General features: G+C 65.6%; 23 protein-coding genes and 1 tRNA gene. 12 read left to right on the top strand and 12 right to left on the bottom strand.

What is annotated here, in order from left to right:
- Window positions 1–14 precede the first annotated feature (14 nt).
- Both cmk and aroA read right to left on the bottom strand, forming a co-directional pair.
- Window positions 15–641: a (d)CMP kinase gene (cmk, locus tag JAO75_RS13180; protein WP_199049603.1), complete on the bottom strand. Its 627-nt coding sequence runs from the start codon at window positions 639–641 to the stop codon at window positions 15–17.
- Between the two features lie 8 nt (window positions 642–649).
- Window positions 650–1,999 (bottom strand): 3-phosphoshikimate 1-carboxyvinyltransferase, encoded by a 1,350-nt coding sequence (aroA, locus tag JAO75_RS13175; RefSeq protein WP_199049602.1) that lies wholly within the window; start codon window positions 1,997–1,999, stop codon window positions 650–652.
- 180 nt (window positions 2,000–2,179) lie between these two features.
- Between aroA and JAO75_RS13170 the strand changes: the two genes are divergently transcribed.
- From JAO75_RS13170 to JAO75_RS13160, 3 genes are all read left to right on the top strand, one after another.
- Window positions 2,180–2,566 (top strand): TIGR02300 family protein, encoded by a 387-nt coding sequence (locus JAO75_RS13170; RefSeq protein ID WP_199049601.1) that lies wholly within the window; start codon window positions 2,180–2,182, stop codon window positions 2,564–2,566.
- A gap of 59 nt (window positions 2,567–2,625) precedes the next feature.
- Window positions 2,626–2,701, top strand: a tRNA-Ala gene (locus JAO75_RS13165).
- 150 nt (window positions 2,702–2,851) lie between these two features.
- Window positions 2,852–5,053, top strand: a complete 2,202-nt coding sequence (locus tag JAO75_RS13160) for a malate synthase G (protein WP_199049600.1) — start codon at window positions 2,852–2,854, stop codon at window positions 5,051–5,053.
- Between the two features lie 29 nt (window positions 5,054–5,082).
- Here JAO75_RS13160 and JAO75_RS13155 read toward each other — a convergent pair whose 3' ends face one another.
- Together JAO75_RS13155 and pxpB are read right to left on the bottom strand one after the other, a co-directional pair.
- The gene (locus tag JAO75_RS13155) at window positions 5,083–6,108 is read right to left on the bottom strand and encodes a 5-oxoprolinase subunit C family protein (protein WP_199049599.1); all 1,026 of its coding nucleotides are present in this window, start codon (window positions 6,106–6,108) and stop codon (window positions 5,083–5,085) included.
- Window positions 6,105–6,854 carry a 5-oxoprolinase subunit PxpB gene (gene pxpB / locus JAO75_RS13150; RefSeq protein WP_199049598.1) on the bottom strand — a complete coding sequence of 250 codons (750 nt, stop codon included), beginning with the start codon at window positions 6,852–6,854 and terminating at the stop codon, window positions 6,105–6,107. The genes JAO75_RS13155 and pxpB overlap by 4 nt, the downstream gene beginning before the upstream one ends.
- Before the next feature lie 193 nt (window positions 6,855–7,047).
- On the opposite strand from pxpB, the gene JAO75_RS13145 reads away from it, so the two are divergent.
- The gene (locus JAO75_RS13145; protein WP_199049597.1) at window positions 7,048–7,833 is read left to right on the top strand and encodes a 3-hydroxybutyrate dehydrogenase; all 786 of its coding nucleotides are present in this window, start codon (window positions 7,048–7,050) and stop codon (window positions 7,831–7,833) included.
- Window positions 7,834–7,895: 62 nt separating this feature from the next.
- Here JAO75_RS13145 and pip read toward each other — a convergent pair whose 3' ends face one another.
- The gene (gene pip / locus JAO75_RS13140; RefSeq protein WP_199049596.1) at window positions 7,896–8,837 is read right to left on the bottom strand and encodes a prolyl aminopeptidase; all 942 of its coding nucleotides are present in this window, start codon (window positions 8,835–8,837) and stop codon (window positions 7,896–7,898) included.
- A gap of 168 nt (window positions 8,838–9,005) precedes the next feature.
- Here pip and JAO75_RS13135 point away from each other — a divergent pair, with 168 nt between their 5' ends.
- From JAO75_RS13135 to JAO75_RS13120, 4 genes are all read left to right on the top strand, one after another.
- The gene (locus JAO75_RS13135; RefSeq protein WP_199049595.1) at window positions 9,006–10,079 is read left to right on the top strand and encodes an extracellular solute-binding protein; all 1,074 of its coding nucleotides are present in this window, start codon (window positions 9,006–9,008) and stop codon (window positions 10,077–10,079) included.
- 69 nt (window positions 10,080–10,148) lie between these two features.
- Window positions 10,149–11,231, top strand: coding sequence for an ABC transporter ATP-binding protein (locus JAO75_RS13130; RefSeq protein ID WP_199049594.1), 1,083 nt, complete (start codon window positions 10,149–10,151; stop codon window positions 11,229–11,231).
- Window positions 11,228–12,097, top strand: coding sequence for an ABC transporter permease (locus JAO75_RS13125; protein WP_199049593.1), 870 nt, complete (start codon window positions 11,228–11,230; stop codon window positions 12,095–12,097). The genes JAO75_RS13130 and JAO75_RS13125 overlap by 4 nt, the downstream gene beginning before the upstream one ends.
- A gap of 5 nt (window positions 12,098–12,102) precedes the next feature.
- Window positions 12,103–12,942, top strand: a complete 840-nt coding sequence (locus JAO75_RS13120) for an ABC transporter permease (RefSeq protein ID WP_199049592.1) — start codon at window positions 12,103–12,105, stop codon at window positions 12,940–12,942.
- Between the two features lie 377 nt (window positions 12,943–13,319).
- On the opposite strand, the gene JAO75_RS13115 is transcribed toward JAO75_RS13120, so the two are convergent.
- From JAO75_RS13115 to JAO75_RS13090, 6 genes are read right to left on the bottom strand one after another with little or no spacing between them, the layout of a single operon-like run.
- A complete protein-coding gene (locus JAO75_RS13115; protein WP_199049591.1) occupies window positions 13,320–14,387 on the bottom strand; it encodes a dipeptidase in 1,068 nt (355 codons plus the stop codon).
- Window positions 14,388–14,424: 37 nt separating this feature from the next.
- Window positions 14,425–15,204 (bottom strand): ABC transporter ATP-binding protein, encoded by a 780-nt coding sequence (locus JAO75_RS13110; protein ID WP_199049590.1) that lies wholly within the window; start codon window positions 15,202–15,204, stop codon window positions 14,425–14,427.
- 16 nt (window positions 15,205–15,220) lie between these two features.
- Window positions 15,221–16,057 (bottom strand): ABC transporter ATP-binding protein, encoded by an 837-nt coding sequence (locus JAO75_RS13105; protein WP_199049589.1) that lies wholly within the window; start codon window positions 16,055–16,057, stop codon window positions 15,221–15,223.
- Window positions 16,054–16,986: an ABC transporter permease gene (locus JAO75_RS13100; RefSeq protein ID WP_199049588.1), complete on the bottom strand. Its 933-nt coding sequence runs from the start codon at window positions 16,984–16,986 to the stop codon at window positions 16,054–16,056. The genes JAO75_RS13105 and JAO75_RS13100 overlap by 4 nt, the downstream gene beginning before the upstream one ends.
- Complete coding sequence (locus tag JAO75_RS13095) at window positions 16,986–18,041, bottom strand: ABC transporter permease (protein WP_199049587.1); 1,056 nt, start codon at window positions 18,039–18,041, stop codon at window positions 16,986–16,988. Before JAO75_RS13095 ends, JAO75_RS13100 begins: the two co-directional genes overlap by 1 nt.
- 7 nt (window positions 18,042–18,048) lie before the next feature.
- A complete protein-coding gene (locus JAO75_RS13090; RefSeq protein WP_246742486.1) occupies window positions 18,049–19,596 on the bottom strand; it encodes an ABC transporter substrate-binding protein in 1,548 nt (515 codons plus the stop codon).
- Window positions 19,597–19,857: 261 nt separating this feature from the next.
- Here JAO75_RS13090 and argH point away from each other — a divergent pair, with 261 nt between their 5' ends.
- The 3 genes from argH (at window position 19,858) to JAO75_RS13075 (ending at window position 22,166) form a co-directional block, all read left to right on the top strand.
- Window positions 19,858–21,258, top strand: coding sequence for an argininosuccinate lyase (gene argH, locus JAO75_RS13085; RefSeq protein ID WP_425523183.1), 1,401 nt, complete (start codon window positions 19,858–19,860; stop codon window positions 21,256–21,258).
- Window positions 21,259–21,439: 181 nt separating this feature from the next.
- Window positions 21,440–21,874, top strand: coding sequence for an Hsp20 family protein (locus JAO75_RS13080; RefSeq protein WP_199049585.1), 435 nt, complete (start codon window positions 21,440–21,442; stop codon window positions 21,872–21,874).
- A gap of 25 nt (window positions 21,875–21,899) precedes the next feature.
- Window positions 21,900–22,166 carry a BQ00720 family protein gene (locus JAO75_RS13075; protein ID WP_199049584.1) on the top strand — a complete coding sequence of 89 codons (267 nt, stop codon included), beginning with the start codon at window positions 21,900–21,902 and terminating at the stop codon, window positions 22,164–22,166.
- A 19-nt stretch (window positions 22,167–22,185) separates the two neighbouring features.
- Here the strand turns inward: JAO75_RS13075 and JAO75_RS13070 are convergent, their stop codons facing one another.
- Window positions 22,186–22,941 (bottom strand): alpha/beta hydrolase, encoded by a 756-nt coding sequence (locus tag JAO75_RS13070; protein ID WP_199049583.1) that lies wholly within the window; start codon window positions 22,939–22,941, stop codon window positions 22,186–22,188.
- A 112-nt stretch (window positions 22,942–23,053) separates the two neighbouring features.
- Between JAO75_RS13070 and JAO75_RS13065 the strand changes: the two genes are divergently transcribed.
- Window positions 23,054–24,268, top strand: a complete 1,215-nt coding sequence (locus JAO75_RS13065; RefSeq protein WP_199049582.1) for a glycosyltransferase family 4 protein — start codon at window positions 23,054–23,056, stop codon at window positions 24,266–24,268.
- Window positions 24,269–24,295: the final 27 nt, after the last annotated feature.

Here is a 24,295-nt window from a genome sequence, read left to right as displayed (position 1 = left end):
GTCCAGAGGGGAGCTTAAGAATGCTTGCCTTCCACAATCTTGAGGGCGGCCTGGAAGGCCGCGTCGGCATCGAGATGCGTTGTGTCGAGAGTCACCGCGTCAGTGGCGGCTTTGAGCGGGGCCGTGCTGCGGTTCATGTCGCGCTCGTCCCGGCGGCGGATGTCGTCGAGAATGGTCTCGTATTCCGCCTGCTCGCCGCGCCGCAGGAGTTCGAGGTGGCGCCGGCGCGCCCGCTCCTCGGGGGCGGCGGTGATGAAGAGCTTCACGTCCGCATCCGGGCAGACCACCGTCCCGATATCCCGTCCGTCGAGCACGGCCCCAGGTTGCCCGGCCCCGAACCCGCGCTGGAAGGCCAACAGCGCGTCGCGCACCGGCTGATAGGCGGAGACCACGGAGGCGGCCTCGCCCATGGCGGCGCCCCGAAGACGGGAATCGTCCTCCAGGTGCGAGACATCCAGGTTCTGCGCCACTTCCGCAGCCGCATCCCGGTCCGCCAGGGGGACGTTCCGGTCCATGAGGACGCGGGCGACCGCCCGGTAGAGCAGGCCGGTATCGAGATGGGCGAAGCCGTAATGCTCGGCGAGGCGCTTGCCCAGGGTGCCCTTGCCGGAAGCGGCGGGGCCGTCGATGGCGATGATCATGGGCGGGCTCAATCCTGGATCGTGGCGCCGAGCTCCCGCATGAGCGGGATGAAGGTGGGGAAGCTGGTCACGATCATGGCGCCGTCGTCGACCGTCATCGGTTCGCTCGTCGCCAAGCCCATGACCAGGAACGACATGGCGATGCGGTGATCGAGATGGGTGGCCACCGGATTGCCGCCGCCCCGGACCTTGCCGCCGGAGCCATGGACGATCAGGTCGTCGCCCTCGATCTCATGCGCGACGCCGGCCTCCTCGAGGCCTGCCGCCACGGCCGCAAGCCGGTCGGATTCCTTCACGCGCAACTCATGAAGCCCCTGCATGCGGGTCGTGCCTTCGGCGAAGGAGGCCGCGACCGCCAGGATCGGGTACTCGTCGATCATGGCCGGCGCCCGGGCATGGGGAACCGTGACGCCGGTGAGGCGGCTGTGCCGGACGCGCAGGTCCGCCACGGTCTCGCCGCCCTCGTTGCGCTCGTTCAGGCGCTCGATGGCAGCCCCCATCTCCATCAGCGTGGTGATGAGGCCGGTGCGGAGCGGGTTCATCATCACGCCCTCAAGCACCACGTCCGACCCGGGGGTGATCAGGGCCGCCACCAGGGGGAAGGCCGCTGAGGAGGGGTCGGTCGGCACGACGATGTCGGTGCCGCGCAGCTCCGGCTGGCCCTGCAGGGTGATGGCGCGGCCATCGGTGCCGTGAGGGGCGACCTCCACGCTCGCTCCGAAATGGCGCAGCATCCGCTCCGTGTGGTCGCGGGTCGCCTCGCGCTCGATCACGGTGGTCCTGCCCGGCGAGTTGAGGCCGGCGAGCAGGATCGCCGACTTGATCTGGGCCGAGGCGGCCGGGGTCTCGTAGGTGATCGGAATGGTTTCTCGCGGGCCGCGCAGGGTCAGGGGCACCCGGCCGCCCTCGGCCTCGCTCACCACGGTGATGCCCATCCGGGCGAGCGGATCGAGGATGCGGCGCATGGGGCGCTTCCTCAGCGAAGCGTCGCCGTCGAAAGTGGAGGTGATCGGGTGGCTGCCGGCCACGCCCATCATCAGGCGCGAGCCGGTGCCCGCATTGCCGAAATCGAGAACGTCCTTGGGCTCCGTCAGGCCTCCGATGCCGACGCCGACGATGTGCCAGCGGCCCGGGCCCTCGCGGGTGATGGTGGCGCCGAGCGCCCGGCAGGCCTCGGCCGTGCGCAGCACGTCGTCGCCCTCTAGGAGGCCCTCGACCCGGGTCTCGCCGATGGACAGGAGCCCGAAGATCATGGAGCGGTGGGAGATCGACTTGTCGCCGGGCACACGGATGCGCCCTTTCAGGGGCGTTCCGGACCTGCTGGCGACCGGGGACGGCGTTCCGTGCGCGTGCGACATTGTGGTGAGTTCCTCAGAGCCTTCTCGTCAGGGCGGGCTCCTAACACGGGGTTTTCCCGCCGTCACGCGCAAGCTGGGTCGGGCTCGGCTCCGGTTGCTGCAATTTCCTATTTGACAAGCCATGCCCTGCCGACTAACGGAGCCTTCCCAACCATTCACACTTATCCAAGGCAATCACCCGTGGCCAAACCGGAACTCGGCTTGAAGCGCCAGTGCATGAGCTGCGGCGCGAAATTCTACGATCTCAACAAGGACCCGGCCGTCTGCCCGAAATGCGGCACCGTGTTCCAGGCAACCGCCCTGACCCGCGTGGCCGCTCCCGTGGCCGCCCGTGCCGCCGCCGTGGCCGACGACGATGAGACCGAGCTCGAGGCCGCCGGTCCGGAGATGGTGTCCCTCGACGAGGTCGAAGCCGACGAGAACGAGAAGGACATCCCGGTCGATGACGACATCGACGTGGCCGACGACGTTGCCGATGACGACACCTTCCTCGAGGACGAGGAAGAAGGCGACGACGACGTGTCCGACCTGATCGACAGCGATCTGGAAGACGACGAAGAGGCTTGAACCTCGCAAGAGACACGACTATAGAGACGCCGCGGCGCCCCAACGCCGCGGATTTCAAAGGGGCCATAGCTCAGCTGGGAGAGCGCTTGCATGGCATGCAAGAGGTCGGCGGTTCGATCCCGCCTGGCTCCACCAAATCCTTCCAAAAAGCCGCCTCGGGCGGCTTTTTTGTTGGGCAAGTCCGTTATCAGCCCTTTGTCTCATGGAAAGGGCGCTCATCTTCATTTTTAGTCTCCCCGCCTTAAGCTAAGGGCAGGATCTCCACATCCACCGAAAGCGGGAACGATGACGCGCATCCAGACGAACGGCCTCCAGGTCGCCCCGGTTCTTCACGATTTCATCGAACGGGAGGCGCTGCCCTATACCGGCGTATCGGCCGAGGCCTTCTGGAAGGGGCTGGCGGGCCTCGTGAAGGAATTCGCCCCGCGCGACCGCGAGCTGCTCGCCGTCCGCGACAGGCTCCAGGCGCGGATCGACGAGTACCACCGCACCCGGAAAGGCCAAGCCTTCGACCAGGCCGCGTACGAGCGGTTCCTGCGCGAGATCGGCTACGTGCTGCCGGAGCCCGAGGATTTTGCGGTCGGCACGCAGAACGTGGACGACGAGATCGCCCGCATCGCCGGGCCGCAGCTCGTGGTGCCGGTGTCGAATGCCCGCTATGCGCTGAACGCCGCCAACGCCCGCTGGGGCAGCCTCTACGATGCCCTCTACGGCACCGATGCGATCCCGGAGGAGGACGGCGCGACCCGCTCCGGGGGCTACAACAAGGCCCGCGGCGCCAAGGTCGTGGCCCGCGCCCGCGAGGTGCTCGACAAGGCGGCGCCGCTCGCCGGCGGCAGCCACGGGGATGCGGTCTCGTACACCATCCAGGGCAGCGCCCTCATCGTAACGCTTAAGGACGGCACCGAGACCGGGCTCGCCGATCCGGCCCAGTTCGTCGGCTACCAGGGCGAGGCGGGAAGCCCCTCGTCGGTGCTGCTGCGCCACAACAACCTGCATCTCGACATCCGCATCGACCGCTCGCACCCCATCGGGTCCGAGGACCCGGCGGGCATCGCCGATGTGGTGATGGAATCGGCCGTCTCGACCATCATGGACCTGGAAGACTCGGTCGCGGCGGTGGATGCCGAGGACAAGGTGCAGGTCTACCGCACCTGGCTCGGGCTGATGAAAGGCGACCTTGTCGAGAGCTTCGAGAAGAGCGGACGCACCGTCGAGCGCCGCCTCAATCCGGACCGGGTCTATACGGCCGTGAACGGCGGCGAGCTTCGCCTGCACGGGCGCAGCCTCATGCTGGTGCGCAATGTGGGCCACCACATGTTCACCGATGCGGTGCTCGACGAGGCCGGCGAGGAGATCCCCGAGACCATCCTCGACGCCGCCATCACGTCGCTCATCGCGATTCACGATCTCAAGGGCGCGGGCTCCCTGCGCAACAGCCGCGCGGGCTCGGTCTACATCGTGAAGCCCAAGATGCACGGGCCGGACGAGGTGGCATTCGCCAACGACCTCTTCGCCGCCGTGGAGAGCATGCTGGGTCTCTCCCGCAACACCCTGAAGATGGGCATCATGGACGAGGAACGGCGCACCACCGTCAACCTCAAGGCCTGCATCAGGGCGGCTTCCGAGCGCATCGTGTTCATCAACACGGGCTTCCTCGACCGCACGGGCGACGAGATCCACACCTCGATGGAAGCAGGCCCCATGATCCGCAAGAACGACATGAAGTCGACCGCGTGGATCAAGGCCTACGAGGACAACAACGTGGATGTGGGCCTCGCCTGCGGCCTGCCCGGCAAGGCGCAGATCGGCAAGGGCATGTGGGCCGCGCCGGACAAGATGGCCGACATGCTGGCCCAAAAGATCGGCCACCCGCAGTCGGGTGCCACCACCGCCTGGGTGCCGTCGCCGACGGCCGCCACGCTGCACGCGCTGCACTACCATCAGGTGAGCGTGCCGGCCCGCCAGGAAGAGCTCAAGACGCGTCCGCGCGCGAACCTCTCCGACATCTTGACCATTCCGGTGTCGCAGTCCAACTGGGCGCCCGACGCCGTGCAGCAGGAACTCGACAACAACTGCCAGGGCATCCTGGGCTACGTGGTGCGCTGGGTCGACCAGGGCGTCGGCTGCTCGAAGGTGCCGGACATTCACGATGTCGGCCTCATGGAAGACCGCGCCACCTTACGCATCTCGAGCCAGCACCTCGCCAACTGGCTGCGTCACGGCATCGTCAGCGAGGATCAGGTGATGCAGACCCTGCGCCGCATGGCCGATGTGGTGGACCGGCAGAATGCCGGCGATCCGCTCTACCAGCCGATGGCGCCGGACTTCGACGGTCCCGCCTTCCGCGCCGCCTGCGATCTGGTCTTCAAGGGCGCCGAGCAGCCCAACGGCTATACGGAATACGTGCTGCACGAGCGGCGCCGCGAGGCGAAGGCGTCCGGTGCGCCGGACAGCCAGGGTGAGAGCGGCGTCAGGACGGTGTGAAACGAGAAGGGCGCCCTGAGGCGCCCTTTTCAATCGTGCGATGCCGTGGAGAGCGCGTCGACCGTGCCGCCGATCAGGTTGCGGCTGAGAAGATGCTCCGTGGTCAGGGCGTAGCGCACGGGGATGAGGTGTGCCGGCAATGAGGCGATCCAGTCCTTGAGCTGCCGCGCCGCCGCCACGGCCTCGTCCCGCTCCACGGCCCTGAAGCGCACCTTTGCGCCCGGGCGCATCTGCGCGAAGCGGCCGAGATCGGCGCTGATCACCGTGGCGATCTTCGGATAGCCGCCCGCCGTCTGCCGGTCGCGCATCAGCACGATGGGCTGGCCGCTGCCCGGCACCTGGATATGGCCGTCGACGATCCCGTCGGACACGATGTTGAAGCCCTTGGCATGCTCGAGCTTGGGGCCGGTGAGCTGAAAGCCCATCCGGTCAGCCTGGGGGCTGATGGTGAATTCGCTTTCCAGAAGCAAGGAAATGCTTTCCGGCGTGAAGTAATCGTCCTGCGGCCCCAGCATGACGCGCAGCGGGCCGGTCTCCTCGACGATGTCGATTGTGAGCTGCATCGGCTCGCCCGCCTGATGCTCCGGCCGGCAGGGCAGGTGGTTTCCCGCCTGGAGCGGCGATCCTTTGAGGCCGCCGAGACGGGAGCGCAGATGGAACGAGAGGCTTCCCAGCTGCGGCTCGACCGCGAGGCCGCCGGCCACCGCCAGATACGCAAAGGTGCCGGTGCGCGGATGCCCCACTTCCAGAGTCTGGCCCTCCTTCAGCACGAACGATGTCAGGGGTGGGACGGGCGTGCCGTCGACGCTGGCGGACGCGCCCGCACCCGCGACTGCAAGGTGCAGGTCGCCGCCCGCGGCCATGAAAGCACCGCCGAGATTGACGAACTCGATGGCCGCTGTGTCGGCAGGATTGCCGACGAGCGCATTCGCCATCGCCAGGGCGCGGCGGTCCATGGCGCCGGAGGGGGAGACGCCGAAGCCCTGATAGCCGATGCGGCCGCGATCCTGCAGGGCGGTCATGGGCCCGCAGGATTTCACCACGAGGTCGGTCATGCGCGCACCTCCTCGGCCACCGGCTCGCCGGCCTTAACGGCTTTCTCCATCGCCTCCCAGCGCGAGGCATCGACGGGCTCGAAGACGATCTCGTCGCCGGCCGCGAACAGGAACACCGGATCCCGCTCCGGTGCGTAGGGCCGCACGGGGGTGAGGCCGAGATTGTGCCAGCCGCTCGGCATGTCCATAGGGGCGATGCCGGCCTGCTCGCCGCCGATCATGATCGTGCCGGCAGGGATCTTGGCCCGGGGATGAAGCCTGCGGGACGTGGCGATCCGCTTGTCGAGGCCGCCGAGATAGGTGAAGCCCGGCAGGAAGCCGATCATGTAGATGCGGTAGACGGCCGAGGAATGGATGTCGATCACCCGGGCGGGTGTCAGTCCGTGGATCTCCGCCACCTCCTCCAGGTCGCTCCCGTACTCGCCGCCATACACCACCGGCACGCGCCAGCGGCGGCCAACCGCGTTGCGAGGGGCGATACCCTTCGTTTCATCGTTCAGGAGCCGAATCAGGGCGTCGTAGTCGGTCGCCACCGGGTCGAACTGGATCGTCAGCGAACGATAGGTCGGGACGGTCTCGATCAGGCCGGCCGGCGCCCGGGCGCGGACGATCTCGTCGAGGGCCAGGACCATGCCGTTGATGTCCGGATCGATCGTGCTCCCGAACTCGACGGTCAGGGCGCTGTCGCCACAGGGAAGAATCTTGGGTGTTGGCACCACGCCCCCATTGCGTTGTCGAAACGGCATTCGATCCATCTCATATCGAGGCGAGACAGACAACGGCCGGTGAGGGGCGGTGGACATGCGCCCGGCACATGGGCAAAGCGGCGCAGGAGGTCGGTCTTCCATGCTCCTTTTTGCTAGGCTCACCTTAGCCTTGTCCTTCGTGCTATTCCACGCCTCATCTGATGCCTGAGCCCAGGCCCATGCGGAGAAGACCATGACCTTGACATCGAAGACTGCCGTCGTCACCGGCTCGACCAGCGGCATCGGCCTGGCCATTGCCCGGGCACTTGCCAAGGAAGGCGCCAACATCGTCCTCAACGGGCTGGGCGACGAGGCCGAGATCGAAAAGACCCGCGCGGGCATCGAGAGCGAGTTCGGCGTGAAGGCGGTCTATTCGCCGGCCAACATGCTGAAAAGCGACGAGATCGAGGAGATGGTGCGTCTCGGCGAGCGCACCTTCGGCAGCGTGGATATCCTGGTCAACAACGCAGGCATCCAGTTCGTCTCGCCGGTGGAGGAGTTCCCGGTCGAGAAATGGGATCAGATCATCGCCATCAACCTGACTTCCGCGTTCCATGCCATCCGGGCCGCCGTTCCCGGCATGAAGGCGCGCAAGTGGGGCCGCATCATCAACACGGCCTCGGCTCACTCCCTTGTGGCATCCCCGTTCAAGTCGGCCTATGTGGCGGCCAAGCACGGCATCGCAGGCCTCACCAAGACGGTGGCGCTGGAAGTCGCCACGCACGGCATCACCGTGAACTGCATCAGCCCCGGCTATGTATGGACGCCCCTCGTGGAAAGGCAGATTCCCGACACCATGAAGGCGCGCGGGCTCACAAAGGAGCAGGTGATCAACGACGTGCTTCTCGAAGCCCAGCCCACCAAGCAGTTCGTCACCGTCGACCAGGTGGCGGCGCTCGCCGTATTCCTGTGTTCCGATGCAGCAAGCCAGATGTCGGGCGCCAACCTGTCGATGGATGGCGGCTGGACCGCGAAGTAACCTGCTCTCCCGTCATCCCGGATCGGCTGCGCCGTCCGGGATGACGATTTGGTCAGGCGCTGCTATCTCGCAAACGCATCCGTCGCCTCAATGAGATGATGCGTGATGCCCGGCTCGCTCACCGCGTGGCCGGCATCCGGCACCATGATGAACTGCGCCTCGGGCCAGGCCTTGTGCAGGTCCCATGCGGTCTTGGGCGGCGTGGCCATGTCGTAGCGGCCCTGGATGATCACGCCCGGAATGCCTTTGAGGCGATCGGCGTTGCGGATGAGCTGTCCGTCCTCGAACCAGCCCTCGTGGACGAAGTAGTGGTTCTCGATCCGGGCGAAGGCGATGGCGTAATGCTCGTCGCCGAAGATGTCGCTGTAGCCCTGGTTGTGCAGCAGCGTGATCGTCTCGCCCTCCCACAGGCTCCAGGCACGGGCGGCTTTCGCCTGGACGGCCGGATCCGGATCGGTCAGGCGCTTGCGGTAGGCCGCCATCAGGTCGCCGCGCTCGGCCTCAGGGATCGGCGCGAGGAAATCCTCCCACTTGTCGGGGAAGATCCACGAGGCGCCCTCCTGGTAGTACCAGAGCAGCTCCGAGCGACGTAAGGTGAAGATCCCGCGCAGCACGAGCTCCGTAACGCGCTCGGGATGGGTCTCGGCATAGGCGAGCGCCAAGGTCGAGCCCCATGAGCCGCCGAACACCATCCACTTGTCCACACCGATCATCTCGCGCAGGCGCTCGATATCGGCCACGAGATGCCAGGTGGTGTTGGCCTCCAGGCTCGCATAGGGCGTGGAGCGGCCGCAGCCGCGCTGATCGAACAGCAGGATGCGGTATTTTTCCGGATCGAACAGCCGGCGCTGGGTCGGTGTGCAGCCGCCGCCGGGCCCGCCATGGAGGAAGACCACCGGCTTGCCGTTCGGATTGCCGCACAATTCCCAATAGACGTGGTGCCCGTCGCCCACGTCGAGCATGCCGTGATCGTAGGGTTCTATTTCGGGGTAGAAGGTGCGCATGGCCGAGCATTCCTGCGGAGGGAGACCATCCATAGCCGGGGGAGCGGCCCCTGTCAGCCTGGCCGTTCATTCATGAGCCGGCTTCAGACCCCTAGCGCGTCGTGCAACTGTCATATAGTTTTGCAACTGGGGAACAAGGGCAAAGCCCAACCACATTGGAGGACGAGAATGTTGACGAAACGCGCCAGCCTGAAGCTGGCTACGGCTCTTGCCGCTCTCATGGTCGCCGGATCGGCTCACGCCGCCGAGAAGCTGCGGCTCCTGACTTGGTCGGGCTATGCGCCGCAGGAGGTCATCGACCAGTTCACGAAGGAAACCGGCATCGAGGTCGAGGTGACGACCTCGAACAACGAGGAGATGATCTCCAAGCTGCGCGCCACGCAGGGAGCTGGCTTCGATCTCGCCCAGCCGAGCCAGGACCGCATCGCCGGTCCGCAGGCGGAGTTCGGCATCTACAAGCCGCTCGACATGTCGAAGCTCAAGTCGGACCAGTTCATCGGCTCGATGCTGGAAGCGACCAAGAAGAACACCACCGTGGACGGCAAGGTCTACGGCGTTCCCCATATCTGGGGCACGGACGGCCTCGTGGTGAACACCAAGGCTGCTCCCAAGGTCGCTGACTACAACGATCTCTGCGATCCCGCTCTCGCCGGCAAGACCAGCTTCCGCGCCAAGCGCCCGGCGCTGATCGCCTTCGCGTTCGCCAACGGCATGGATCCCTTCGCGGCCTACAGCGACCCGAAGGCCTATGCGGCCATGATGGACAAGGTCGGCGCCAAGCTCGCCGAGTGCAAGAAGAACGTGAAGTTCTTCTGGGAGGGCTCCGATCAACTCCTCAACGCCGTGCGGTCCGGCGAGATCGTCGCCGCCATGGCCTGGGATACGGGCGGCTGGAAGCTCAACGCCGAGAACCCGGACATGAAGTTCATCGCTCCGAAGTCCGGCGCGCTGGGCTGGGTCGACACCTTCGCGATCCCCTCCAAGGGCCGCAACGACGATGCCGCCTACAAGTGGATCAACTTCAACATGCGTCCTGAGATCGCCGCAAAGGTCGCCGCCGCTGCCGGCAACTTCACGGCCTCGAACGGCGCCGACAAGCTCATGCAGGGCAAGCTGAAGGATCAGTTCGCCGAGAGCTTCCCGAAGGCCGCCATCGACAACATCCGCTGGTACCCGGCCGTGCCGGCCGGCCTCGAGGAGATCGAGGGCAAGGTTCTCGACCGCCTGAAGGCCGGTTCGTAAGAACCCATCGTCATGTCTCACCGTCCCCCGGCTCACGCCGGGGGACGACACTTTTGTATCGGCAGCGTCATGGCCTCTTCGACCGATCTCGACATCGTCAACGTCACCAAGCGCTTCGGTGCTCACGCCGCCGTCGATGACGTGAGCTTCAGCGTGGCTCCCGGCGAGTTCTTCTCGATCCTCGGCCCCTCCGGCTGCGGCAAGACCACCCTGATGCGCATGATCGCGGGCTTCGAGCATCCGACGAGCGGAGACATCCGCATCCGCGGTCAGTCGATGCTCGGCGTTCCGGCCAACAAGCGCCCGGTCAACATGGTGTTCCAGAGCCTCGCGCTCTTCCCCATGATGAGCGTCGGCGAGAACGTGGCCTATGGGCTCACCTGCCGCGGCGTCTCCCGCGCGGAAGCCGAGGAGCGCGCGAGCCGCATGCTGGATCGCGTGGGTCTCAAAGGGTTCGGAGAGCGCCGTGTGACGGCGCTCTCCGGCGGTCAGCGCCAGCGCGTGGCGATTGCCCGCTGCCTCGTGCTGGAGCCCACCCTCGTGCTGCTCGACGAGCCCCTCGGCGCGCTCGATCTCAAGCTGCGCGAGCACATGAAGATCGAGTTGAAGCAGCTGCAGGGCACGTTCAACACTACCTTCGCCTACATCACGCATGACCAGTCCGAGGCCCTCGTCATGTCCGACCGCATCGCCGTGATGAACCAGGGCCGGTTCGAGCAGGTGGGAAGCCCGCGCGAGCTTTATCACAATCCCGAAACGCCCTTCGTGGCGAGCTTCGTCGGCGAGACGAACCGCTGGCAGGGCGAGGCGGCGCCCGCCTCCGGTGGCGCCATCGCGGTGCGGCTGCCTTCCGGTGCGGTGGTGCAGGGGCAGGGCAGGGCCGCCAGTGGGGCGCTCGCCTTCGTGCGTCCCGAGGCCGTGGCGCTGGCGCAGGATCCCGCATCCTTGAGCACCCTGCCCAACCGCTTCGAGGGCCGGGTCTCGGCCGTGCTCTTCGACGGGGCCGCTTCGAGCCTGCTGATCGACACCGCCGGTTTCGAGCAGCCGGTACGGGCCGTGCTGCCCCAGGCAGGCCCGCTCGCCGGCATCCATGTCGGCGCGCCGGTGCATCTGGGCTGGACGGCGGATGCCATGAAGGTCTTCGCCGCATGACCGCAAAGCCGGCGCAGCGCCTCACGCTCTTCCTGTTGCTCGCCCCTGCCGTTCTATGGCTCGGGCTGCTCATCGTGCTGCCGCATGTGGAGATCCTCGTCCTCTCCTTCAGCGAGCGCGTAGCGCCGCGGGTCTATGCCTTCGGGCTCGGCAACTACCTCGAGTTCTTCACCGAGCCGCTCTACTGGCGCACCTTCGCGCGCACGGCATTCATGTCGATCCTGGTGACGGCGCTCACCCTGGTGCTCGCCTTTCCCATCGCGCTTTACATCGCCCGCGTGGCGCAGGGCCGCCTCAAGGCCATGCTGCTCCTGCTCTGCCTGCTGCCGTTCTGGGTGTCGGAACTGGTGCGCACGCTCGGTTGGATGATCCTGCTGCGCGAGACCGGCGTGATCTCCTACGTGCTCCTGGCGACAGGACTCACCGAGCAGCGGGTCGAGTTCCTCTACAACGACGGCGCGGTCATCCTCGGCCTCGTCTATGGCGGATTGCTGTTCATGATCGTGCCGCTCGCCAATGCCCTGGAGAGCCTGGAGCCCGCCATCGTCGAGGCCGGCTACGATCTCGGCGGCAGCCGCTGGACCGTTCTGCGCCGCATCGTCATTCCCCACGCCATGCCCGGCATCGTGGCAGGCTCGATCATCGTGTTCATGCTCACCATCGGCAACTTCGCGACGCCGGTGCTCCTTGGCGGAAAGAACGGCCTGTGGTTCACCGAGCAAATCTACGCGCAGTTCATCACGCGCTTCAACTGGCCCCAGGGTGCGGCCTTCGGCATGCTGCTCCTGCTCTTGTCCTCCGCCATCGTGTGGCTGGGCCTGCGCCTCACCGGCCAGAGCCTCGGCACCACCCTGAAACAGGCTTAGGCGCCATGAACCGTCTGTCCCTTGCCTGGAAGCTCTATATCGCGGCGTTCTACCTCTTCCTGTTCGCGCCGCTTCTCGTCGTGGCGATCTTCGCCTTCAACGCGAGCCCGTTCCCGTCGCCGCCCTGGCGCGGCTTCACGCTGGAATGGTTCACCGGCTCCGGCGCGGTCACCGGCAAACCCGGCGTGCTGGTGGACCCGATCTGGCTCGATAGCATCGGCAACAGCTTCAGGGTCGCCATTCCGGTGGCGCTGCTGGCCGTGCTGCTCGGCACGGTCAACGCCTGGGTGCTGGAGCGCGCCGAGTTTCGCGGCAAGACGTTCGTGGCCATGATGATGCTCTGGCCCCTGGTCATTCCCGGCGTGGTGCTCGGCATCTCGATCCTAGCCTTCTTCTCACGCATGGCGAACGGGCTCGAGGACTGGCTTCAGACCGATCTCGATTTCCTGCGCCCCGGCCTGCCGCTGGTGGTGCTGGGCCAACTCTCGTTCATCCTCACCATCGCGACGCTCATCATCGCCGCGCGCCTGCGCAAGTTCGATCGTTCGCTGGAGGAAGCCGCCTTCGATCTCGGTGCCAGCCGCGCAAGAGTCTTGAGAACCGTCACGCTGCCTTTCTTAAGCCCCGCGCTCATCGGCGCCGGCCTCGTGGCGCTGTTGATGTCCTTCGAGAACTTCAACACGACCCTGATGCTCGTGGGCTCCGAGTCGCCGCTGCCGATCACCATGTACGGCCAGATGCGCGAGGGCGCATCGCCGGCGATCAATGCGGTGAGCCTGCTGCTCATGCTCGGTGTCGGCGGCATCGCGAGCGTGTTCGCGCTGACCTCGAAGGCGGAGCGGTAGAGGAAAGGTGACACACTTGATGAAGGGTTGAGGCGCTAAGGATCACCCTTCATTAAGTCTGTATGCAGGGCACGTATCTATGAACGTGTAGGTCAGTGTCGCTCCATGAGAAGACCCAGTGATCTTTAGAGCAAGATGTCCTCGCCGGCCTGTCGATGGCATATAAGTATCAAAATCAACACTATCGTCGGTCCATTTCACATTTGAAATGTGAAACTCCTCGTCATCGATAAAGTCGCGGCCGGTGACTTTGAGGCCTTCAGGTACTGCCGAGATCACGTATTCGGAACGAGCGTCATCCTCATCCGACCGCCAGCGCCCGATCAGGGGATGGGTGCTCAGAAGGTAGCTGATTGTTCCCATTTGAGCTGCCGGACTCACCGCCCCCAGGTGCGCTCCAGGACGTTGATCCAGTTCTCGTAGCAGAGCTTGCGCAGGGTCGCTTCGTCGTAGCCGTGGCGGCGCATGGCGTCGACGAGGCGGGGCAGGCCGCGCACGTCGCCGATCTCGGCAGGAATCGTCGCGCCGTCGAAGTCGGAGCCCAGGCCCACGCCGTCCACGCCAACATGCTCGATCAGGTGATCCATGTGGCGGATCATCTCCTCAAGGGGCGTATCTTCGCTGCGCATGCCATCGGGGCGGATGAACGAGGTGGCGAAGTTCACACCCACCATGCCGCGGCTCTCGCGGATGGCGCCGAGCTGCTTGTCCGTGAGGTTGCGCGAATGCCGGCAGATCTCCCAGGCATTGGAGTGGGTAGCCACGAGCGGCGCGTCGGATAGCCGCGCCACGTCCCAGAAGCCCTTCTCGTTCAGGTGGGAGAGATCGATCATGATCCTCAGGCGGTTGCAGGCGCGCACCAGCTCGATGCCGCGATCCGTGAGGCCGGGGCCCGTATCGGGCGTCGAGGGATAGCGGAACGGCACGCCGTGGCCGAAAATATTCGGGCGGCTCCAGACCGGTCCGATGGAGCGCAGGCCGCTCTCGTAGAGCACATCGAGCATGTACAGGTCGGGGTCGATCCCTTCCGCGCCCTCGATATGCAGGATTGCCGCGAGCTTGCCCGCATCGATGCAGTGGCGGATGTCGGCGGCCGTGCGGCAGATCTTCACCTCGCCTTTCGAGGCGCGCTCGATGCGTATCAGCAGCGAGGCCATGTGCACCGTTACCTGCTGGCTTGTCGGGAGCGCGAGCTGCGAGGGGAGGGGCACGTCGTATTGCGCATGAGTCATCAGCTCATCCACATCAATGCCGACGCTCTCGGACGGCACGTAGACGGCGAAGAAGCCGCCGACGAAGCCGCCTTCCCTCATGCGTGGCCAGTCGAGGTGGCCGATATTGTCTCCCTCGAGAAAAGCCTGCTCGGGCTGGATCTTGCCGCGCATCAGGCGGAGCAGCACGTCGTTGTGACCATCGAAGACAGGCATCAGAGAAGAGCGGGACATCGGTTCACATCAAAAAGGGTTGGTGGAAGAAACGTGCTTAAGCGGCGGGAGCCTGGGCCGGTTGCGGCGCAGCGCGCGTGAAGCCCTGGCTCGCCTGAATCAGGGACTGCGTGTACTCGTTCGAGGCCGCACCGGAGCGCAGGGCAGCGGCCGTGGTCTCCTCCACGGCTTCGCCGTGCTGCATCACAAGCAAACGCTCGCACAGATGCGCCACGACCGCGAGATCGTGGCTGACCAGAATATAGGTGAGCCCCAGGCGACGGCGAAGGTCGTCGAGCAGGTTCAGGATCTCGGCCTGCACTGAGGCATCGAGCGCCGAGGTCGGCTCGTCGAGGAGCAGCACCTTCGGGCGCAGGATCAGCGCGCGGGCAATGGCGATGCGCTGGCGCTGGCCGCCCGAGAGCTGGTGCGGGTAGCGGAAGCGGAAGGACGGGCCGAGGCCCACCTCGCGCAGGGCCTGCAGGATGCGCGATTCCGCATCCTTCTCGCCATGGATCGCGAGCGGCTCGGAGAGGGTGCTGTCCACCGTGTGGCGCGGATGCAGTGAGGCGTAGGGGTCCTGGAACACCATCTGCACCGTGCGATAGAACGCCTTGCTGCGCGGCGACGTGACGGCCTCTCCATTCACAGTGACGCGCCCGCCGGTGATCGGCGCAAGGCCGCAGATGGCGCGCAGCACCGTCGACTTGCCGGAGCCGGATTCGCCCACGAGGCCGTAGGCCGCGCCCTGCTCAACGTGAAAGCTGACGTTCTTGACGGCCTCGACCCGAAGGCGGCCGGTGCCGAACACGACTTTGAGGTTTTGAATATCGAGCATCGTTACATCGCCCAGGTCACAATGCCCATGCGGGATCGCGGTTCAGGGTGGGGAGCGGGCGAACGTCGTCCGCCAGCGTCGGCAGGCAGCGCATGAGGCCCTGCGTGTAGGGATGCTGCGCGTCGCGAAGGTTCTTCGCCTCCAGCTCCTCGACCACGCGGCCGGCATACATCACCAGCACCCGGTCGCAGAAGGAGGACACGAGCTTGAGATCGTGCGAGATGAAGATGAGGCCCATGCCGCGCTCGGTGACGAGCTCGTCGAGGATGCGCAGCACCTCCATCGAAACCGTCACGTCGAGCGCCGAGGTCGGCTCGTCGGCAATCAGAAGGTCCGGATCGGTGACCAGCATCATGGCGATCATGGCGCGCTGCCCCATGCCGCCGGAAACCTCGTGCGGATAGAGGGAGAACACGCGGGTCGGATCGCGCATCTTCACGGCTTCCAGCATGGCGAGGGCCCTGTCGCGCGCCTCGGCCTTGCTGGCCTTCCTGTGCGCCTGATAGGCCTCGATGATCTGCTCGCCGATGGTCATGACCGGGTTCAGCGAGTATTTCGGATCCTGCATCACCATGCTGATCCGCCCGCCGCGAAGGTCGCGCAGGGTTCGCTTCGAGGCCTTCTGCAGGTCGATGCCGTCGAAGGCGAGGCGCTTCGCCGTCACCTCGCCGGGAGGCGGGGTGAGGCCGAGGATGGCGCGGCCCGTCTGCGACTTGCCGGAGCCCGACTCGCCCACGATGCCGAGGCGCTCGCGGCCGAGCTGGAACGACACGCCCCGCACGGCTTCCACCGTCCCGGTGCGCAGGTGGAAGCGGACGCGCAGGTCTTCGACGTCGAGAAGCGGCTTCGTCATTTGGCGGCCTTCGGATCGAGAACGTCGCGCAGGCCGTCGCCGAGCAGGTTGAAGCCGAGGCTCACCACGAAGATGGCGATGCCCGGCATGGCGGCGACCCACCATTGATCGATGAGGTAGTTGCGGCCCGTGGCCACCATGGCGCCCCATTCCGGCATCGGCGGCTGCGCGCCGAGGCCGAGGAAGCCGAGGCCCGCTGCGGTCAGGATGATGCCCGCCATGTCGAGGGTCACGCGCACGATCAGCGAGGAGACGCAGAGCGGCACCACATGACCCATGATGATGCGGGGTGTCGATGCGCCCTGCAGCTTCACGGCGGCGATGAAGTCGCTGTTGCGGATCATCAGGGTCTCGGCCCGGGCGATGCGCGCATAAGGCGGCCAGGAGGTGATGGCGATGGCGATGACGGCGTTCTCGATGCCCGGTCCCAAGGCTGCCACGAAGGCAAGCGCCAGAACGAGGCGCGGGAATGCCAGGAAGATGTCCGTGATCCGCATCAGGACCGTGTCGACCCAGCCGCCGAGATAGCCAGAGACGGTGCCGACCAGAAGCCCGACGGGCGTTGCGATGATCGACACCAGGATCACCACGAAGAGCGTGATGCGCGAGCCGTAGATGATGCGCGAGAAGATATCGCGCGCCTGGTCATCCGTGCCGAGCCAGTAGGTTTCGCTCGGTGGCAGCAGGCGTTCCGTGCGCAGGTCGCCGCCGACGATGGGCGAGTAGGGCGCGATGAAATCGGCGAAGGCGGCCACGAGCACCAGCAGGATGACGATGGCAAGCCCCAGCACCGCCAGCGGGTTCTTCGTGAAGGAACGCCAGCCGAGATAGCCGCGGCCGAGGCGGGCCTGCCAGCGGGAATTCGGCTCAGCCGAAAGGAGCCAGGCCTGCAGGCCCGACGGTTGAGGGAAGGGAGGGGCTCCGGCCATCAGCGGGTCCTCGGATCGAGCAGGCGGTAGAGCAGGTCGGACACGAGATTGAGCACCACGAAGGTGGCGCCGATCACGAGGGTTCCGCCGAGCACTGCGTTCATGTCCGCATTCTGAAGGGAATTGGTGATGTACTGGCCGAGCCCCGGCCATGCGAAGACCGTCTCGGTGAGCACGGAGCCTTCGAGCAGATTCGCGTAGGAGAGCGCGATCACGGTCACGAGGGGTACGGCGGCATTGCGCAAGGCATGGCGCCAGATCACGCGCATCTCGGACAGGCCCTTCACGCGGGCTGCGATCACGTATTCCTGCGCCAGCTCGTTGAGCATGAACGAGCGCGTCATGCGGCTGATATAGGCCAGCGAGAAATAGCCCAGCAGGGAGGCGGGCAGGATGATGTGCCAGAGCGCGTCCCAGAACGCGTCCCACTGGCCCTGCATGGCCGTGTCGAGGAGCACGATGTTCGTGACTGGCGTGTAGAGATAGGAATAGGTCACGTCGAGGCGGCCCGGTCCCGCCACCCAGTCGAGCTTGGCGTAGAAAAGCAGCAGGCCCATGAGGCCAAGCCAGAAGATCGGCACCGAATAGCCGACGAGGCCGAGCAGGCGCACGAACTGGTCGATCAGGCTGCCGCGCTTGACCGCAGCGAGAATGCCAAGAGGAATGCCGAACACCACACCGATCAGGGTGCCGAGCGTCGCCAGTTCCAGCGTGGCGGGAAAGACGTTGGCAATGTCCGTCATCACCGGATTGGTGGTGAGGACCGAGTTGCCAAAATCCCCTGTCGCAGCCTTCTTCAGGTAGATCCAGAATTGCTGCAGGAGCGGCAGGTCGAGGCCGAGTTCCTGGCGCACGCGCTCATAAACCTGCGGCGAGGCCCGGTCGCCGACGATGGCGATAACGGGGTCGATGGGGACCACGCGCCCGATGAAGAAGGTGACGGCAACCAGCCCGAAGAGGGTCGTCGCCAGCACGGCAATGAACTGAACGGTCTTTGTAAGGTAGAAGCGGAGGGCATCGTGCCCTCCGCTTCCGATCGCGGTTGAAGATGTCATCGAGAGATTATTTCTTCGTGACTTGAGCGTAGCTGTTGGTGTCGAAGGACGGGCCGAGAATGAAGCCGTCGACATTCTTGCGCATGGCCACGTTCTCGATTTCCTGCAGGAACACCACGAACGGACCGTCATCGAGAACCGACTGCTGCAGTTCCTTGTACATCTGAGCGCGCTTCTCGCTGTCACGCTCCAGCACGGCGGCGCGGGTCTTGGCCGTCAGCGGGCCCGGATCCCAGGCATTGCGCCAGGCCAGCGGCTTCGCCTTGGCGTCGTCCGAGTTGTCCTCGTTCGCCGCGAAGGTATCGGCATTGGTGTTCGGGTCCTGATAGTCCGCGCCCCAGCGGCCGATATAGATGTCGTGCTGGCGGGCGCGGTACTTGGTCAGGGTCTGCTTGCCGTCGCCCGGGATGATTTCGAGCTTCACGCCGGCCTGAGCGAAAGTCTGCTGCAGTGCCTGCGCGATGCCTGTCACCTCGGCGGTCGATCGGGTGTCCATGGTGACCGTGAAGCCGTCCTTCAGACCGGCCTTGGCCAGAAGCTCCTTGGCCTTCGCTACGTCGAGCTTATAGGGCGTGTCGGACACCGAGCCGAGGAAGCCCTTCGGCAGGAAGGACTGGTGAACCTCGCCCTTGTTCTTCATGATCGTGTCGGCAATCGCCGAATAATCCACGAGATATTTGAGCGCCTTGCGGACCTCGGGCTTCGCCAGGTTCGGGTTCTTCTGGTTGAGGCCGAGATACCAGACGCCACCCTTCGCACCGGACTCGACCTCGATGTCGGGATTCTTCGCAACGGCCGTGAGTTCTTCAGGGTTCAGGTTGCGAGCCATGTCGACGTCGCCCTTCTCGAGAAGGATGCGCTGTGTGGCCGTCTCCTTGATGTGACGGACGATCACGCGGGCGAGCGGAGTCGGCTTCACGTAGTTCGGGTTGCGCTCGAGAACGACGACCTCGTTCGCCTTCCAGTCGCGGATCGAGAACGGGCCGGAGCCGGCATAATGCGTCTTGAGCCAATTATAACCCAGGTCGCCGTCCTTCTCGTTCTGCATCACGAGCTTCTTGTCGACCACGGAGGCAACCGTGGACGTCAGCGCATAGAGAACAAAGGTGGGGGCATAGGCCTTGTCTACTTCCATGGTGAGTTCCATGGGGCCGGTCTGCTTGATCTTGTCCTTCACGTTGTCCTTCGTCAGGCCGAACTGGCCGAGAATGAAGGCTGGGGACTTGTCGAGCAGAACTGCGCGCTGGAGCGAGAACACGACATCCTCGGCAGTCAGCGGGTTGCCCGAGGCGAACTTCTTGCCGGGCTTGATCTTGAAGGTGAAGGTCTTGCCGTCGGGAGAGACGGTCCAGGACTCGGCTACCTCGCCGTAGATCTTCGACACGTCCTTGGGATCGTAGTTGATCAGGCGCTCATAGGTGTTGCCCATGAGTTCGGCGGCAGTGAACTCGAACACCTCGGCCGGATCGAGCGTGATGATATCGTCGATCTGCCAGGCCTGGACCAGGGTGTCCGGCGGGGTGGCTGCCTTAACGGCAGTAAAAGAGGTTGCCATGGTGGCAACCAGGGCAGCGGATAGGAGAATTTTCGGAAGTCGTTTCATTGGCCATTCCCTTGGAGCGCTCTGAGCGCTTTTTGTTGCGCCAGTATGAATGCAAATCATACAAGCGATGTCGAGTCTAGTAACTGGTTTTAAACTGGCAAAGTGTGCAAGGCCTTTGTTCAGCCTGCCCAGCGGCCGGGCAGCGATCCGGCTTGGCCTGAAGAGGTAAAGTGTGGCAAAGGCTCCTGGACCCTCTCGATCGGATGAAGCACAGTGTCTGAAGAAGCCAAGAAACCGGGTGCCAACTCCATGTGGGGCGGGCGGTTCTCGTCCTCGCCCAGCGCGCTCATGGAAGCCATCAACGCCTCCATCGATTTCGACAAGCGGCTGGCCTCCCAGGACGTCCAGGGCTCCATCGCCCACAGCACCATGCTGGCCAGGCAGGGCATCATCGCCGAGAGCGACCGGGACGCCATCCACCAGGGGCTCCAGCGTGTGCTGGGCGAGATCGAGTCCGGCTCCTTCAGCTTCTCCACGGCGCTGGAGGACATCCACATGAACGTGGAGAGCAGGCTTCGCGAGATCGTCGGCGATCCGGCAGCCCGCCTCCATACGGCCCGCAGCCGCAACGACCAGGTGGCCACCGACATCCGCCTCTGGGTGCGCGAGGCCCATGACCGGACGGACGAGCAGCTCACCAGTCTGATCAAGGCCCTCCTCGACAAGGCCGAGGCCCATGCCGCCACCGTGATGCCGGGCTTCACCCATCTCCAGAGCGCCCAGCCGGTGACCTTCGGGCACCACCTTATGGCCTATGTGGAGATGTTCGGCCGCGACCGCAGCCGCATCCGGGATTCCCGCGGGCGCCTGAACGAGTGCCCGCTCGGCGCCGGCGCGCTCGCCGGGACGTCCTTCCCCATCGACCGGCATATGACCGCTAAGGCGCTGGGCTTCGACGGGCCGACCCGCAATTCGCTCGACACCGTGTCCGACCGGGACAGCCTGATCGAGTTCATGGCGGCGGCTTCCATCTGCGCCATGCATCTGTCACGTCTTGCGGAAGAAATCATCATCTGGATGTCAGCGCCCTTCGGCTTCGTGCGCCTGCCAGACCGCTGGACCACCGGCTCCAGCATGATGCCGCAGAAGCGCAACCCGGACGCCGCCGAACTGGTGCGCGGCAAGTCCGGGCGGGTCATCGGCTCTCTGGTGTCGCTGCTCACCGTCATGAAGGGCCTGCCGCTCGCCTATTCCAAGGACATGCAGGAGGACAAGGAGCAGGTCTTCGATGCGGCCGACACCCTCGAGATCGTGCTCGCCGCCACGACCGGCATGATCCGAGACCTGGAGCCGGTGCCCGAGCGCATGGCCGCCGTGGCCGGCGCCGGCTTCTCCACGGCGACGGATCTTGCCGACTGGCTCGTGCGCAGCCTCAACATCCCCTTCCGCGACGCCCACCACATTACCGGGCGCATCGTGTCCGAGGCGGAGAGCCGCGGCTGCACCCTGGAGGAGCTGCCGCTCGAAGCCATGCAGGCGGTCGAGCCCAAGATCCACCAGGGCATCTACGACGTGCTGGGCGTCGAGAACTCCGTCCGCTCCCGGACGAGCTTCGGCGGCACGTCACCCGTGCGGGTGGCCGAGCAGGTTGCCTGGTGGCGCGGGCGGGTCTAAGCCCGCTCCTCACGCTCTGTTTACCGTGACAGCCGGCCCTTGTCCGGGCGGCTTGGCCAGGGTCTTGATCGGCCGGGACGCCGTATCCATATTGCTGACAGCGGCTCGTTTGCGAGCCACTTGAGTGCCGCATCGGCGGGCTCAGAACCAACCGAAGTGCCTCTAACCTTGGGCTTCGAACATGTCGCGTCAGTCGCCCTTCGGGCATCCGTTTCTGTTAGGCTTCGACGAGATCGAGCAGGCGCTCGATCGGGTCGCCAAGGCGGCAGGGGACGGCTACCCGCCCTACAACATCGAGCGTCTGGCTCGCACGGAAAGCGCCCCCGAGCGCCTCCGCATCACCCTGGCCGTGGCCGGTTTCACCCGCGATCAGCTGGAGGTGACCCTGGAGGAAAACCAGCTCGTCATCCGGGGGCGCCAGTCCGACGACAAGACAAGGCACTTCCTTCATCGCGGCATCGCCGCGCGTCAGTTCCAGCGTACCTTCCTCCTCGTCGACGGCATGGAGGTCATGGGCGCGGACTTGTCCAACGGATTGCTGTCGATCGATCTCGTCCGGCCCGAGCCGGAGCGGATCGTCCGCAAGATCGACATCAGCGCTCCGGACAATGTGTGACGGCATCGACTGAAAGGAGATGTCCATGAACTTCGAGATCAAGAACCATCACGAGCCGGTCCTCGATATGGCCGAGCTCGCCGCTCTGGGCCTGGGGCAGATGGCCTATGTGAAGCCCATCGAGTCCGACGAGGTCGCCCGGCTGTTTCCCCAGGCTCCCAAGCTCGAGCCCGGCATGCGCCTCTTCGCGCTCCTGTCCGCCAGCGGCGAACCCATCCTGCTGACCGACAACCACGATGCGGCCGTGGCCAACGCCTGGGCGCATGACCTGACGATGGTGAGCCTGCACTAGGCTCACCACCTAATCACTCTCAAGCAATGGCCGCGACGGCTGCGATCAACCGCTCTATGTCCTCCGGTCGCGAGAGCCGGTGGTCTCCGTCTTTGATCAGCGTGAGCGATACGCTGTCTCCCGGCAGGTGCTCCACCAGTTCCATCGCATGGCTCCAGGGCACGTCGGGATCCTCCATCCCCTGCAGGATATGCACCGGGCAGCCGGTCTGGATCGGCCGGTCGAGCAACAGGTGATCGCGGCCGTCCTCGATCAACCCCAAGGTGATGGGGTAGGGATCGTCGGAATAGGCGGAAGGGCGGTGAAAGACGCCCGTCTCCTGGATGCTCCGCTTCAGGTCTTCGGGAAAGCGCTCCCACATCAGCCGCTCGGTCATGTCCACGGCAGGCGCGATCAGCACCATGCCGGCGGGGGCGAGGTCCGGCCCTCTGTCCATGAGATGGCGGGCCGCCAGAAGGCTGATCCAGCCGCCCATCGACGAGCCGACGAGAACCGGCCGCTCCCGGACGAAGCGCTCGATGACCGCGAGCGCATCCTCGAGCCAGCGGGAGATCGTGCCTTCCTCGAAGGCGCCGCCCGATTCGCCATGGCCGCTGTAATCGAAGCGCACGAAGGCGCGGCCGTTCCGTTCGGCCCATTCGTCGAGGGCGGTGGCCTTGGTGGCCCGCATGTCCGACATGAAGCCTCCGAGCCAGACCACGGGCGGGCCCTTGCCCTCCCGGGCGAGAACGGCGATAGGGCGGGCATCCTGGCCGACCGTGACGCTTTGCGGCATGGTTAACTCATCCTCAACTGCTTTGAAGCAAGCGTCATAGACGATTCTTTGGGACGATTCTTTTGAGAAGGCTCTGACTTCCGTGAGTTTTTCATCGCGACCCGGCGGAGGGATGGCATTTCCGTCCTCCCACCTGCACCCGCTGGCGGGCCGGACCATTCTTCAGATCGTCCCCGAACTCGAGGCGGGAGGGGCGGAGCGCACCACCGTGGACATCGCCGAGGGGCTGGTTCATGCCGGTGCCAGGGCGCTGGTGGCGACGGAAGGCGGTCGCCTTGTCGGAGAGCTCCAGACCAAGGGCGGCATCTGGATTCCCTTTCCGGCCGCGACGAAGAACCCATTTTCCATGCTTCTCAACGTGCGAAAGCTCGCGCGGATCTGCCATGACGAGCGGGTCTCCCTGGTGCATGCCCGCTCGCGGGCCCCGGCCTGGGTCGGTCTGGGGGCGGCGCGCTCCCTCAACATCCCGTTCGTGACCACCTATCACGGCAGCTATTCCGGCCGCTCCTCGGTGAAGGTCCTCTACAATTCCGTGATGGCCCGAGGCGATGCGGTCATCGCCAATTCACACTACACGGGCGAGCTGATCCGCTCGGTCTATCCCCAGGCCGGCGAGCGGATCCGGGTGCTCCACCGGGGCACGGACTTCTCCGTCTTCTCGCCCCGCGCTGTGGCGCCGGAGCGGGTCGAGGCCCTGCGCAAGGCCTGGGAGGTGGCGCCCCATGAGCGGGTCGTGCTGCTCGCCGCCCGCCTGACTGGGTGGAAGGGCCAGAAGCTGCTGATCGAGGCCGCTGCCAAACTGCGCGATGCAGGCCTCGCCGATGTCGCCTATATCCTGGCCGGCGATCCGCAGGGGCGGGGCTCCTATGTGAAGGATCTCGACAGCCTGATCGACGCGAAGAAGCTCAAGGGCGTCGTGCGCCGGGTCGGCCATTGCACCGATATGCCGGCGGCTTTCCTGGCGGCCTCCGTCGTGACCGTGCCGTCCACCGAGCCGGAGGCCTTCGGGCGCTCGGCCGTGGAGGCGCAGGCCATGGGCACGCCCGTGGTGGTCTCCGATCTCGGGGCCGTGCCGGAGACGGTGCTGGCCCCGCCGGCGGTCCAGCCGCACGAGCGGACGGGTTGGCGCATCCCGGCCGGCGATGCGGATGCGCTGGCCGAGGCGGTCGGCGCTGCGCTCGGCCTCGGAGCCAGCGCGAGAATCGCCTTGGCTGCGAGAGCCAGGGCGCATGTGGAGCGGCATTTCTCCCTCGAACGCATGGTGGCCGGCACGCTGGATGTCTATTCCGCCCTCCTGGAGGGCCGATTTACCCATAGAACAAGTTGACTTCCCGCGCGTTTGCGCGAAATGTCG

Origin of the sequence: Microvirga splendida (assembly GCF_016427565.1) — a bacterium.
Classification (GTDB): Bacteria; Pseudomonadota; Alphaproteobacteria; order Rhizobiales; family Beijerinckiaceae; genus Microvirga; species Microvirga splendida.
Note: the sequence above shows the minus strand (reverse complement) of the source record. Positions and strands in the feature narration are given on the sequence as shown.

Coding starts and splice junctions, on each gene's coding strand:
- cmk (WP_199049603.1), bottom strand. CDS start 641: ATGATCATCGCCATCGACGGCCCCGCCGCTTCCGGCAAGGGCACCCTG.
- aroA (WP_199049602.1), bottom strand. CDS start 1,999: ATGTCGCACGCGCACGGAACGCCGTCCCCGGTCGCCAGCAGGTCCGGA.
- JAO75_RS13160 (WP_199049600.1), top strand. CDS start 2,852: ATGACGCGCATCCAGACGAACGGCCTCCAGGTCGCCCCGGTTCTTCAC.
- JAO75_RS13155 (WP_199049599.1), bottom strand. CDS start 6,108: ATGACCGACCTCGTGGTGAAATCCTGCGGGCCCATGACCGCCCTGCAG.
- pxpB (WP_199049598.1), bottom strand. CDS start 6,854: ATGCCGTTTCGACAACGCAATGGGGGCGTGGTGCCAACACCCAAGATT.
- JAO75_RS13145 (WP_199049597.1), top strand. CDS start 7,048: ATGACCTTGACATCGAAGACTGCCGTCGTCACCGGCTCGACCAGCGGC.
- pip (WP_199049596.1), bottom strand. CDS start 8,837: ATGCGCACCTTCTACCCCGAAATAGAACCCTACGATCACGGCATGCTC.
- JAO75_RS13135 (WP_199049595.1), top strand. CDS start 9,006: ATGTTGACGAAACGCGCCAGCCTGAAGCTGGCTACGGCTCTTGCCGCT.
- JAO75_RS13130 (WP_199049594.1), top strand. CDS start 10,149: ATGGCCTCTTCGACCGATCTCGACATCGTCAACGTCACCAAGCGCTTC.
- JAO75_RS13125 (WP_199049593.1), top strand. CDS start 11,228: ATGACCGCAAAGCCGGCGCAGCGCCTCACGCTCTTCCTGTTGCTCGCC.
- JAO75_RS13120 (WP_199049592.1), top strand. CDS start 12,103: ATGAACCGTCTGTCCCTTGCCTGGAAGCTCTATATCGCGGCGTTCTAC.
- JAO75_RS13115 (WP_199049591.1), bottom strand. CDS start 14,387: ATGTCCCGCTCTTCTCTGATGCCTGTCTTCGATGGTCACAACGACGTG.
- JAO75_RS13110 (WP_199049590.1), bottom strand. CDS start 15,204: ATGCTCGATATTCAAAACCTCAAAGTCGTGTTCGGCACCGGCCGCCTT.
- JAO75_RS13105 (WP_199049589.1), bottom strand. CDS start 16,057: ATGACGAAGCCGCTTCTCGACGTCGAAGACCTGCGCGTCCGCTTCCAC.
- JAO75_RS13100 (WP_199049588.1), bottom strand. CDS start 16,986: ATGGCCGGAGCCCCTCCCTTCCCTCAACCGTCGGGCCTGCAGGCCTGG.
- JAO75_RS13095 (WP_199049587.1), bottom strand. CDS start 18,041: ATGACATCTTCAACCGCGATCGGAAGCGGAGGGCACGATGCCCTCCGC.
- JAO75_RS13090 (WP_246742486.1), bottom strand. CDS start 19,596: ATGGCAACCTCTTTTACTGCCGTTAAGGCAGCCACCCCGCCGGACACC.
- JAO75_RS13080 (WP_199049585.1), top strand. CDS start 21,440: ATGTCGCGTCAGTCGCCCTTCGGGCATCCGTTTCTGTTAGGCTTCGAC.
- JAO75_RS13075 (WP_199049584.1), top strand. CDS start 21,900: ATGAACTTCGAGATCAAGAACCATCACGAGCCGGTCCTCGATATGGCC.
- JAO75_RS13070 (WP_199049583.1), bottom strand. CDS start 22,941: ATGCCGCAAAGCGTCACGGTCGGCCAGGATGCCCGCCCTATCGCCGTT.
- JAO75_RS13065 (WP_199049582.1), top strand. CDS start 23,054: ATGGCATTTCCGTCCTCCCACCTGCACCCGCTGGCGGGCCGGACCATT.